The sequence below is a fragment of the Chryseomicrobium imtechense genome (assembly GCF_041475995.1).
GTDB lineage: Bacteria > Bacillota > Bacilli > Bacillales_A > Planococcaceae > Chryseomicrobium > Chryseomicrobium aureum.
The window spans coordinates 46,806-58,555 of the sequence record NZ_JBGOBM010000012.1; the positions used below are offsets into that span (position 1 = coordinate 46,806).

The 11,750-nt window shown below is 41.9% G+C and carries 10 protein-coding genes; 8 read left to right on the forward strand and 2 right to left on the reverse strand.

What is annotated here, in order from left to right; all coding sequences use genetic code 11:
* Window positions 1–70 precede the first annotated feature (70 nt).
* Window positions 71–1,138, forward strand: a complete 1,068-nt coding sequence (gene murG / locus AB5N96_RS11185; RefSeq protein ID WP_392456560.1) for an undecaprenyldiphospho-muramoylpentapeptide beta-N-acetylglucosaminyltransferase — start codon at window positions 71–73, stop codon at window positions 1,136–1,138.
* 49 nt (window positions 1,139–1,187) lie between these two features.
* Here the strand turns inward: murG and AB5N96_RS11190 are convergent, their stop codons facing one another.
* Window positions 1,188–1,733 (reverse strand): GNAT family N-acetyltransferase, encoded by a 546-nt coding sequence (locus AB5N96_RS11190; protein ID WP_204589239.1) that lies wholly within the window; start codon window positions 1,731–1,733, stop codon window positions 1,188–1,190.
* Window positions 1,734–2,022: 289 nt separating this feature from the next.
* On the opposite strand from AB5N96_RS11190, the gene AB5N96_RS11195 reads away from it, so the two are divergent.
* The 7 genes from AB5N96_RS11195 (at window position 2,023) to AB5N96_RS11225 (ending at window position 11,286) form a co-directional block, all read left to right on the forward strand.
* Window positions 2,023–2,688: a response regulator transcription factor gene (locus tag AB5N96_RS11195; protein ID WP_499705532.1), complete on the forward strand. Its 666-nt coding sequence runs from the start codon at window positions 2,023–2,025 to the stop codon at window positions 2,686–2,688.
* Window positions 2,669–4,036: a HAMP domain-containing sensor histidine kinase gene (locus tag AB5N96_RS11200; protein WP_499705533.1), complete on the forward strand. Its 1,368-nt coding sequence runs from the start codon at window positions 2,669–2,671 to the stop codon at window positions 4,034–4,036. The genes AB5N96_RS11195 and AB5N96_RS11200 overlap by 20 nt, the downstream gene beginning before the upstream one ends.
* Before the next feature lie 197 nt (window positions 4,037–4,233).
* The gene (locus tag AB5N96_RS11205; protein ID WP_499705534.1) at window positions 4,234–7,023 is read left to right on the forward strand and encodes a 2-oxoglutarate dehydrogenase E1 component; all 2,790 of its coding nucleotides are present in this window, start codon (window positions 4,234–4,236) and stop codon (window positions 7,021–7,023) included.
* Window positions 7,024–7,045: 22 nt separating this feature from the next.
* Window positions 7,046–8,293 (forward strand): 2-oxoglutarate dehydrogenase complex dihydrolipoyllysine-residue succinyltransferase, encoded by a 1,248-nt coding sequence (gene odhB, locus AB5N96_RS11210; protein WP_204589243.1) that lies wholly within the window; start codon window positions 7,046–7,048, stop codon window positions 8,291–8,293.
* 51 nt (window positions 8,294–8,344) lie between these two features.
* Window positions 8,345–8,542 carry a DUF6501 family protein gene (locus tag AB5N96_RS11215; protein ID WP_499705535.1) on the forward strand — a complete coding sequence of 66 codons (198 nt, stop codon included), beginning with the start codon at window positions 8,345–8,347 and terminating at the stop codon, window positions 8,540–8,542.
* Between the two features lie 42 nt (window positions 8,543–8,584).
* On the forward strand, window positions 8,585–9,442 hold the full coding sequence (locus tag AB5N96_RS11220) for an ATP-binding protein (protein WP_499705536.1): 858 nt from the start codon (window positions 8,585–8,587) through the stop codon (window positions 9,440–9,442).
* On the forward strand, window positions 9,442–11,286 hold the full coding sequence (locus AB5N96_RS11225; protein ID WP_499705537.1) for a vWA domain-containing protein: 1,845 nt from the start codon (window positions 9,442–9,444) through the stop codon (window positions 11,284–11,286). Before AB5N96_RS11220 ends, AB5N96_RS11225 begins: the two co-directional genes overlap by 1 nt.
* Window positions 11,287–11,588: 302 nt before the next feature.
* Here AB5N96_RS11225 and AB5N96_RS11230 read toward each other — a convergent pair.
* Window positions 11,589–11,750, reverse strand: a 162-nt coding sequence (locus AB5N96_RS11230; protein WP_499705540.1) for a transposase, incomplete at its 5' end; no start/stop codon positions are given.

The following is an 11,750-nucleotide window of genomic DNA, read 5'->3' on the forward strand; positions in this document are numbered from 1 at the left end:
TTAAATAAGTCGGTAAGTTTTTTACCACAATGTGCACGTCCTTTTAGATGAACTTGGAGGTCTATACAAGATGAAAACAGTATTTTTAACAGGCGGAGGAACCGCTGGCCATGTTTCTTTAAACTTAGCCATTATACCAGAACTAGAGAAAAGGGGCTATGCTATTCATTACATCGGCCAAGCGGGTGGAATTGAAGAAGAATTGCTCCAGGAGTATTATCCGCATATCCCGTTCCATGCAATATCGACGGGCAAGCTGCGACGGTACCTCTCCATCGAAAATATGAAGGATCCATTTAAAGTAGTGGCAGGTATCGCACAATCTGTCCGGTTAATTCAACGTCATAAACCACATGCAATTTTTTCAAAAGGTGGATTTGTGTCAGTGCCACTTGCGCTCGCAGCCAAATTGACAAATAAGCCACTATTCATCCATGAGTCCGATATGTCCCCAGGCCTCGCCAATAAGATTGCCTCTCGGTTTGCAAAAAAGGTGTTCACCGTATTTGAAACGACGGCAAAACACTTTCCTGGCAAAGGAGAACCTGTTGGTGCGTTGATTCGACCAGAGCTGTTTCAAGGATCTAAAGAAAACGCGTTAAAAGCTTTGAACTTTACAGCTAATCTGCCAGTGATTCTGATTATGGGAGGCAGTCAAGGATCAGCAAAAATCAACCAACTTATTCGAGAAACACGCTCAGAACTAGTGAAGTCTTTTCAAATCATTCATCTTGCGGGTAAAGGCCATGTTCACCATGATGAATGGACAGACCCAAATTATCGCATCTTTGAATTTGTTACCGATGAATTGGCTGATTTCATAGCAGCAAGTGATTTTATCATCTCACGTGCTGGTTCAAATGCGATTTTTGAATTTTTAGCACTTCAAAAACCGATGTATTTGATTCCACTTTCTAAGAAAGCGAGTCGTGGAGACCAAGTCGAGAACGCGCATGACTTTGAACGAAAAGGGTACGCAGTCGTTACAGAAGAAGATCTGCTGACAACAAAAGAGTTTACACAGGCTCTCACTAAGCTCGTGAACGAACAAGATTTTATCAAATCAAAACAAGCGGTAGCGAAACAACCTCCAAATCCACGTGATTTTGTCGATTTGCTAGAGAGAGAGTGGAACTAAACAAAAAAGCATTTTCTCGAGTTTGAGAAAATGCTTTTCTTTATAAGAATTACATAGCTTGTTCTTCTTGGTTCTGTTGCTGTAACATGGCAAACAAGAACATGTCTTTTGAGATACAAAATAAATCATATACTTCTTGATCACGATTGATTTCATTGTATAAAGCAGGATATAAATCATTCGCAAGAACCGAATAAGGTAGTTTACTAGCCGCACGTAAACTTTTTTCGTTTACTTTGCGAATGCGCATGAAGACTTTTTCAATTGAAAGTTCAAAAAACAATTCGCTTAAAAATTGTTCCTTCGCTTTTGAGTTGTACCCAAGACCTTGGAATGGTGTGCCAATCCACGTACCGAGAAACCCTGCATTTTGCTGAACGTCAAATAGATTGATCGTTCCTATCGGTTGCCCGAAATCACTTAAAATTGTACGGGAAATCACAGTTCCATTTTGTTCTTCTTCCATAAGTGCTTTTGTGCTAAACAGATACTCTTCAGCAGAAGCTGCTTTCTGGCGTACAAATTTCATCACTGACGGGTCAGACATTAACTCATAAAGAGCATGGCAATCTTGCAAATCACGTCGTTTTAGCAATTCGATCTTCCTCCTAAACCGGTCTACCGGTCCCTGAAATTTTTCATTTAGTGCTGCATAAAAAATTTCGGGGTAGGAATCGAACCTACTAGAACCAATTGCTGGTGGCGCACCATTTGCCTTCCCTCATCAAACTATAGAATTTTATGTTGCTAGAAAAATATACTCTATTTTTTTCCGTTTGAAAAGTGAAAAATACGTGAACGAAAAAACTTGAATCTTAGTACCTAAATCCGTACGATTAAGGAAGCTAAAAAAAGTCCTGTGAAGGTTGAGGTGACAACGTTTGATGAAGATATTAGTTGTAGAGGATGAAGACAACATTGCACGTTTTTTAGTGCTTGAATTGCAGCATGAAGGCTTTGAAGTCGTCGTGACTGCTGATGGAAGAGAAGCCGCACAATTGGTTTCACAAAATAATTTTGATTTGTTGCTTGTAGACATCATGATTCCAGGAATAAATGGTCTAGAATTGACGAGGCGCGTTCGTAAAACGTCCCGAGTGCCAATCTTGTTAGTGACAGCACGTGACGCCGTGATGGACAAGGTGTCAGGTCTTGAAGCAGGAGCAGATGATTATATTGTCAAACCGTTTGCGATAGAGGAATTGCTCGCAAGAATTCGGGCTATTTTACGTCGAACGGAGCGGATAGTTGATGAACCTAGCCAATCTTTAGTTATTCAGGAAGCATCTCGCAAAGTGTTTGCTGAAGGCTTAGAATTCGAGCTCACTAAAACAGAGTTCGATCTATTAAACTATTTGACGAAACATCCGGGTATCGTTTTAACTCGATCACAATTGATTGAAAACGTCTGGGGTTTCGATTCAGAAGCAGAAACCAACGTCGTCGATGTGTATATTCGACACCTTCGAAAAAAACTACCAAGGCAAGTAGCTGACTCAATAGAGACTGTCCGTGGGGTGGGATACCGATATGAACCGGCTACAAAGTAAAAGCCTTCGCTATCGTTGGTCACTATGGACATCTTCAGTAATGGTTCTCACGTATATTTTGCTTTCCGTTGTATTATTCACCGCGCTAAGCCAGTGGGTGCTTGCAAATGAAAGAACTTCAGCAGAAAATACATTTTCTGAACTAGAGAGTTATATGCTTTCCCGTGGTCCTGAGCTGTCTGTTCAGGACTTTGAACGAAATACGGGATTACTCAATCAATTTTTATCCCGCAATCAAAGTGCGAAACTTTTAAATGCAGACGGTGTGGAACTTGTCGTAATCAATCCGACAATCCCGTATCCTCGTTTTACAGGAACGCTTAATGAATTTGAACGCTCTACTGTAGCAGATGAAGATGTTCTATACAAAGTTACACCGTTTGAAATCGGAAGCGGTTCATTATATATTGCCATGTCTCATTCTTTAGAGAATTACAGCAGTATGATGTCTTATTTACTTTTGGCACTTCTTCTTTTTGGCGTGTTGTTTGTCATATTATCTGGTCTCACTGGTTACTTTCTTTCATCTGTTCTCACCAAACCACTTGAGGAACTAAAACTAGCCATGCAACAAAACATGCTCGGAAATAAACAAAAAGTTAAGTTCTCTTATGTGGGAGACGACGAGATCGGTCAACTCACATCTGAATATTTAGAGATGGTAAAACGAATGGATGAGGTTTATGCGATGCAAGAACGTTTTATAGGGAATGTGTCTCATGAATTAAGGAGTCCTATTCAAGCGATTGAAGGAAATGCGTCGATGCTAGCACGGTGGGGGAAAGAAGATCCAAAGCTAGTTGAAGAGACAGTAGACGTTATCCAATCTGAAACCTTGAAAATGAAGCGGATGACGGAGACATTGCTTGCACTCGCAAAGGAGCAAGAATTAGAACAACAACAGCTTTCTATAGATCAAGTGGTTAGAGAAGTAGTGAAGGAACTTCAACAATCGAATCCTGATGTTCAATTTGAAGTCAGCGTTGAACCAATTATCATTACAAGTTCTGAGATTCTTATACGACAAGCCTTGTTAAATGTTATTGTAAATGGTATTCGATATAATGAAAAATCACCATTCATACAGATCACTGGTACATCCCAAAATGAAACATACGAAATCAAAATCAAAGACAATGGTATTGGAATAAGTAAAGAACAAGTAGAACGAATAACAGAACCTTTCTATACAGTTGATCCGGCAAGATCGAAAAAACTAGGGGGTACCGGCTTGGGCCTCACCCTTGTAAAGCAGATTGTCGAAAGGTCAGGGGGAGGTTTAGTTATAAAAAGTGAGCATGGAGTCGGAAGTGAATTCACACTTCAGTTACCAATAAATAGGGAATGAATAATCATTCACTTTGACACTCGTTTCGTACGAGTGTTTTTTCGTGATTAATTTCACAAAAAGGATTGTTTTTTTTCATGAGAGTAGTAAGATTGAAATGGAAAAATCGTTCATACCCCTTCGCTTTCATAAAGGGGGCATCAATGATACTATGAATATATATACTATTGATAGGAACTACAGTTGGAGGTTTTCTCATGTCGAAAACAACTACACCCTGGTCGGCTTTTTCTGGGCCAAACTTAGGGTATGTGATGGAGCAATATGATTTATTTTTAGAATCACCTGAAAATGTAGACAAAGAACTCGTTGCACTATTTGAACAGTATGGTGCGCCTGTGGATGCTACTGCAAGTGTTAAACCATCCGTTCAAGTGGATGATTCATTAATGGATGTTGTTTTGAAAGCGATTCAACTTGCGGATGCGATTCGTACGCATGGTCACGAGGCAGCAGACATTTATCCATTAAATGACCGCGAAAAGAAAACAGAACGTATTTCATTAGAGTTTTACGGACTTACGAAACAGGACCTCGAAAAGGTACCTGTGTCTTTGCTTGTCCAAAATGCGCCTGCTTCTGTTCAGAATGGTGCACAAGCAATTGATCACTTAAAATCTGTTTACACAAACAAAGTTGCGTTCGAATTTGCGCACGTCATTACACGTGAAGAGCGTGAATGGCTTCAAGCACAGATCGAGTCAACTCCAGCGAAGAAACTATCTGCAGATGAGAAAAAAGAAGTGTTGTCTCGTTTGACGCATATTGAAGGATTCGAGAAGTTTGTTCACCGTACGTTTGTTGGAGCAAAGCGCTTCTCAATCGAAGGGTTAGATACACTTGTCGTTTTATTCGATGAGCTTGTCAAACAATCGAACAATCAAAATGTTGAACAAATCAACATTGGAATGGCACACCGTGGCCGTCTAAATGTATTGACACATATTTTAAACAAGCCGTATGAAATGATGTTTGCAGATTTTGCCCATGTGCCAAACAAAGCTTTCATTCCAAAAGACGGTTCACTAGAGTATTCAACTGGTTGGTATGGAGATGTGAAGTACCACAACGGTGCAACATACAATTCTCCTTCAGGTTTAAAAGTTAAGCTAGCATACAATCCATCTCACCTTGAAGTTGTGAGCCCTGTTGTAACAGGTCAAGTACGTGCTGCGCAAGAAACAACTGATGAGGCGGGTCTTCCAAAACAAGATCCCGCAAAAGCTTTTGCAGTGCTTGTACACGGAGATGCAGCTTTCCCAGGACAAGGGGTTGTAACGGAAGTACTAAACTACAGCCGTGTACCAGGCTACCAAACAGGTGGTTCTATCCATATTATTGCCAACAATATGATTGGTTTTACAACAGAACACTTTGATTCACGTTCAACGCTTTACTCGAGTGATCCTGCAAAAGGCTATGAAGTACCCGTTATCCATGTGAATGCGGATCAGCCGGAGGAAGTGCTCCGTATTGCAAATCTAGCCTTTAGTTACCGTCAAAAATTCCATAAAGATATCGTAATTGATTTAATCGGTTACCGTCGCTATGGACACAATGAGATGGATGAGCCAATGGTGACAAACCCTGAGATGTACAAACTCGTTCATAAACACCCAACTGTACGTGAACTTTATGGAAAAGCATTGGAAAGCGAGTCTGTAGTGTCTGAGCAAGACGTAAAGAGTCTTGACGAAGAAACGTTTGCAAAGATGCAAGCAGCCTATGATCGCGTAAAAGAATTACCAGAATCCAAAGCGCATGACATCGTAATTCCAGATGCTGTTTTAAATGGCATGCCAGAACATGAGTCAGGTGTGGAAGAAAGCCGTCTTCGCCAAATCAATGACGATTTACTCTCTTGGCCAGAAGAGTTTACACCGTTTAAGAAACTTGCACGTATCTTGAAACGCCGTGAAGAACCATTTGCAGGTAAAGGGAAAATCGACTGGGGCCATGCAGAGACATTGGCATTTGCTTCAATTATTCAAGATGGTCAATCCATCCGATTAACAGGTCAAGATGCGCAACGAGGAACGTTCTCACACCGCCACCTTGTTCTACACGATGAGACAAATGGCAATGAATTGATGCCAATCCATCATATCCAAGATGCAAAAGCTTCATTTGTCGTGCATAACAGTCCACTGACAGAAGCAGCAATCTTAGGGTATGAGTTCGGATATAACTTAGAAGATCCAAATGCGTTGACCATTTGGGAAGCACAATATGGTGATTTTGCCAACATGGCGCAAGTAATGTTTGACAACTTTATCAGTGCTGCTCGCTCAAAGTGGGGATTAAAGTCTGGTCTCGTCATGCTTCTTCCGCATGCTGCTGAAGGACAAGGTCCAGAACACTCAAGTGCTCGAGTTGAGCGGTATCTGCAATTAGCAGCAGAGAACAACTGGACAGTTGCGAACCTTTCTAGTGCGGCAAACTACTTCCATATTCTACGTCGTCAAGCGGCGATGCTTCACGATGAGGCCATTCGCCCTCTAATTATTGTGTCACCAAAATCTTTACTTCGTCATCCAAAAGTTGGAGCGAATGTTGAAGAACTGACGACTGGTAAATTTGAGACAATCATTGAAGAACCGAATTTAGGGAAAAACCAAGACAGCGTTACTAAAATTGTTTTTGCAAGTGGTAAACTTGCCATCGATTTAGCAGATAAAATTGATTCGGGTGAAGGATATGACCACTTACACATCGTTCGTGTAGAACAATTGTATCCATTCCCGCAACAAAAAATTGCTGACATCCTTGCACGCTTCCCGAATGTGAAGAAGCTTGTCTGGGCACAAGAAGAGCCACAAAACATGGGCTCTTGGCATTTTGCCCTTCCTTACTTACTCGAACTTGGCAAAGGCTTAGATATTGCATATACAGGCCGTACTCACCGCTCAAGTCCAGCTGAAGGAGACGGAGAAGCCTACAAGATTGAACAAGCACGAATCGTAGAAGAAGCAGTTTCGAACAACTAAAACGTCCAAGGAGGAAACAATCGTGGCAGATATTATCGTTCCAGAATTAGCAGAATCCATTACAGAAGGTACAATCGCACAATGGCTGAAACAACCAGGCGATACAGTAGAAAAAGGGGAATTTATCGTTGAACTTGAGACAGATAAAGTAAACGTTGAAGTCATCTCTGAAGAAGCTGGCGTTGTTCAAGAATTATTAGCAGCAGAAGGTGATACTGTACAAGTTGGCCAAGTCATCGCGCGTGTAGGAGCTGGCGAAAGCTCTGGTTCTGCTCCAAAAGAAGAGACAAAAGAAACACCAAAACAAGAAGAGGCACCAGCAAAAGCTGAAGAGCCTGCGAAAGAAGCTGTGAAAGAAGAAGTGAAGCACGAAGAATCTTCTGACCGCACAATCGCATCACCAGCAGCGCGCAAGCTTGCACGTGAAAAAGGAATCAATTTAAGCGACATTTCACCAGTAGATCCAATGGGGCGCGTACGTGTACAAGACGTTGCAGCACACGGCTCTAAGCCAGCAGCTGCTCCATCTACACCGGCAGCAAAACCACAAGCTACTGAAAAAGAAGACGATGGTCGTACAACGCGTGAAAAAATGACGCGTCGTCGTCAAACTATCGCTAGCCGTTTACTTGAAGTGAAACAAAATACAGCGATGCTTACAACATTCAATGAAATCGACATGACGAATGTGATGGCGCTTCGTTCACGCAAGAAAGATCAATTCTTCGAGCAAAACGATGTTCGCCTTGGTTTCATGTCATTCTTCACAAAAGCGGTTGTCGCTGCACTGAAGAAATATCCATACGTGAACTCACAAATCGATGGCGATTATATCGTGAAAAACAACTTCTTTGATATCGGTATTGCTGTTTCAACTGAAGGTGGACTAGTTGTTCCAATCGTACGTGATGCAGACCGTAAAAACTTTGCTGAAATTGAAGCAAACATCGGGGAACTTGCTGCAAAAGCACGCGACAACAAACTGACGCTTGCAGATATGTCAGGCGGTTCGTTCACAATCACTAACGGTGGTGTATTTGGTTCATTGATGTCTACACCAATTCTAAATGGTACACAAGTAGGTATCTTAGGCATGCACACAATTCAAAAACGTCCAATCGCTGTTGGCGATAACGTTGAAATCCGTCCGATGATGTACATTGCATTATCTTACGATCACCGCGTAATTGACGGAAAAGATTCAGTTGGATTCTTAAAAACGGTTAAAGAGCTTCTTGAAAACCCAGAAGATTTACTTCTTAACTCATAATACAAATAGGTCCTGCTTTTGCAGGATCTTTTTTTCACTAGGAGGATACGCATGATTCATACAAATTGGACTGAAAAACCAACCCTTCGTACAGTTATATGCAAGCACACAGATGCTGCGAAATTTTTAGTAAGCAATGTGCTGACGGCTGGAAAAACTTATGAAGTAAAAAATGAAACAGAAGAATTCGTTTTTGTCGTAGACAATACAGGCAAAATTGGTGGCTATTATAAAGACTATTTCGAGTGACCGGTGGGCTTCCATCGGTTTTTTCTATAGGAGGACACTACAATGATTCGTTTAGAGAAGCAACAACTGCGTAACAAGCGTACTCACGGAGACGACACCTCATTGATTCGTACAGGAGGCTATAAGAGCCCAGAACCCCATCTACTAGAAGACATTCAAACAGCAGTTGCTTTAGGGAAACCTGTATTACTCAAGGGACCCGCTGGTGCGGGTAAGACGAAGCTTGCAGAAAGTATCAGTGCTTACTTCAATCAACCTATGCAAAGTATCAATACTTCTGTCGACTTAGATGCAGAAGCCTTGCTCGGCTTTAAAACTCTTGTTCAGCGGGATGGACAAACGGCAATTGAATTTGTAGAGGGGCCAGTTGTTCAAGCAATGAAAAAAGGGCACTTACTTTATATTGATGAAATCAACATGGCAAAAGCCGAAACTCTACCGATTTTGCACGGAATACTCGATTACCGAAAAATGTTGACGAACCCGTTTACAGGTGAAGTAATTCAAGCACATCCAGATTTTGGCGTGATTGCTGCAATCAACGAAGGGTATATGGGAACAGCACCTTTAAACGAAGCGCTTAAAGACCGATTCGTATCGTTCCAAATTCCATACATCCAAGGACAAGCTTTAAAAGAATTGGTTTCTGAGACGTTTTCGGACTACCCAAAAAGTCAGCTAGAAACAGTTCTTTCGATTACTTCTGAACTGCGAACACTTGCAGAGCAAGGCCGTGTCGCAGATGAATCTGCATCCATTCGTTCCTTATTCGATGTGATGGAACTCTCTTTACACATTCCACTTCGACGCGCGTATCGCTACGGGCTTCTTGAAAAGCTTGGTGATGCACAGGAAAAGCAATTAGTATCAGAAATCATCGAATCGTGGATGACCGAGTAATGGAACGCTTTATCAAATTTAACAATGAAGTAGTTGAGGCCGGTGAACTTCTTCACTTTGAAAGACTCGCACGTGCCTGGATGAATGCGGACAATTTCACGTTGAGTGAACGTCAATTGATCGAGATGAATCCTCTAGAACAAACCGTAGCAATTAGCGTATTTTGGCGACATCGTCCTCAAGACATTCAACATGCTGGTCGTATAACGGACGTTTTATTGTTAGCGCAAGGATTTTTTAGACGCTTTCATCTTCGAGAGTATGCGCGATTTAAAGAGGAGATAGTAGACTATCCGTATCCAGATTTACTTGAACAATTGGTATTTCTGCTGGAAGAATATCGGTTTAGTGAACAAATTCAAAAATCGCGTCCTGGCACCCGAAAATGGTTTCGTGCTCGTGAAAAAGCGACGATCCCCTATTATTGGCAACAATACAACTCACTAAAAAAACGTGGTCTTCTTTCAGATGCATTACTTTTTTATAGTGCCATCGCACTCTATGACGGAACCCTACAACTTGAAGGTGATGAGGACTTCGAAGATGTGTTGCCTTTACTTCGTATGCAGAACTTTTCACAATCGACGTCCGACTCAATAGATGTAGCCTATGGTATCTTTTACAGAATGCAAAATAAGCTAAAAGATGATCCCCAACTCACACACTTCCAACATCTAGTACTGCCGGGCTCTGTATTTGAAAACTTTACGTATCACCGGGGAATGAAAAAAGATGGAAAAGGTTCAGACCAAACCAAAGATTCGGTTGAAGAGATGATGCAAATGTGGCACCAAGAATCGGAGCAAGAAGAAGGGATGCATCTGCGCTTTGAAATTGAGCATGGACGTGACAGTGAACTAGTAGATCCAGAGGGTGCTGTGGAAGAGGGCAGAGAAGATCATGACCCGACAACGATTGCTCTTGGTGAGTCCGGAAGCACGAACCGTGAAGAGTATGACAAAACACTCTTCATCAAGGTACCAAAGATTCATCAAGCGGTGACTGAAATCGAAAAGCCGGTCGAAATCAATTCTTCTGTCAATTTATCAACAATTGTAAGGGATCGAACTGAACAAGCACCGTATGTAAAGCAACTCGTCACTTTGTTCCAAAAAGAAATGGCACGAAAAGAGACCGAGCATTTGACGGGTCTTTCGAAAGGGCGGTTGCAGAAGAACTTATTACCTCTTTGGTTAGAGGAACGGCCAAAACTTTTTTACCGTAAAGGACAGGAAAGCAAAGATTTGGATGCAGTGTTTTACTTATTGTTAGATGGTTCTGCATCGATGCAGGAAAAGATGGATGAGACGAATGCCGCGGTACTGTATGTGCATGATGTGTTGACGAAATTGGCTATTCCGCACAGAATCGTACAACATTACGAGGATGCGTATGATGCAACGGACAATTATCAACCAAATTACTTTGAAGTCGTACATGAATTTGATCGCCAAGAAGATGCAGCCCCCGCGATTTATTCTCTTGAAGCGCATGAGGATAATCGGGATGGATACGCACTGCGTGTAGCGGAAAACTCATTACTTGAGCGCCATGAACGGCAGAAGTTTTTGTTGTATTTCTCAGATGGCGAACCTTCTGCGTTTGAGTATAGAGAGCAGGGGATTATTGATACTGCCGATGCGGTTCAAGCGATTACGAAAAAAGGAATCGCCTTCTTGCATCTCTTTTTATCAGATGCACCCGTGTCAGAAGAGCAACGTCAGTTATTTGAGACGATTTACGGCAATCGAACCGCTGCAACGGACTCGTTAGATCAGTTTACAGCAGAGGCTCATCGACTTTTAAAGCGAATGCTGCAGCAGTTGTTGCAGGTTCAGAAGTAACACTGCTAGGAAATTTATAGCCAGTTAAGTTCGATCTCGGTCTGAGCCCGGGTGTTTAGTTTCCATAAAACGACTTTGGGTCAATGGATCATGTTTTATGGCTAATAAATGTTCAATCTTGGCCATTGAATCGTCAATTATGGCCAATAAATGTTCAATCTTGGCTAATGAACGCTTGCTCAGTTTTAATGTAGCATCAAAAAGAGGCTGGGACAAAACTCGGCCGATAATATAAAAAATGGTCATCGCGATTGAGTGATGACCATTTTTTATGGGTAATTTCAAATATGCGGCCAGAGTTCTTACACTCTGGCCGCATATTTTCTTAGGTTCACCGCCATGAGCGCTAGACCGATGTCGTTTTCGACCTTCGGTCGGGTGCGGACGGAGGCGCGAGTGAAACCCAAATTAGCCTTCAAGAATCCAAAAACTGGTTCCACGTCCGTCTTGCGACGACGATAGAT

Excerpts from the sequence above, each read along its gene's own strand:
- AB5N96_RS11205 (WP_499705534.1), top strand. The coding sequence starts at position 4,234 with ATGTCGAAAACAACTACACCCTGGTCGGCTTTTTCTGGGCCAAACTTA.
- AB5N96_RS11225 (WP_499705537.1), top strand. The coding sequence starts at position 9,442 with ATGGAACGCTTTATCAAATTTAACAATGAAGTAGTTGAGGCCGGTGAA.
- AB5N96_RS11215 (WP_499705535.1), top strand. The coding sequence starts at position 8,345 with ATGATTCATACAAATTGGACTGAAAAACCAACCCTTCGTACAGTTATA.
- AB5N96_RS11200 (WP_499705533.1), top strand. The coding sequence starts at position 2,669 with ATGAACCGGCTACAAAGTAAAAGCCTTCGCTATCGTTGGTCACTATGG.
- AB5N96_RS11220 (WP_499705536.1), top strand. The coding sequence starts at position 8,585 with ATGATTCGTTTAGAGAAGCAACAACTGCGTAACAAGCGTACTCACGGA.
- murG (WP_392456560.1), top strand. The coding sequence starts at position 71 with ATGAAAACAGTATTTTTAACAGGCGGAGGAACCGCTGGCCATGTTTCT.
- AB5N96_RS11195 (WP_499705532.1), top strand. The coding sequence starts at position 2,023 with ATGAAGATATTAGTTGTAGAGGATGAAGACAACATTGCACGTTTTTTA.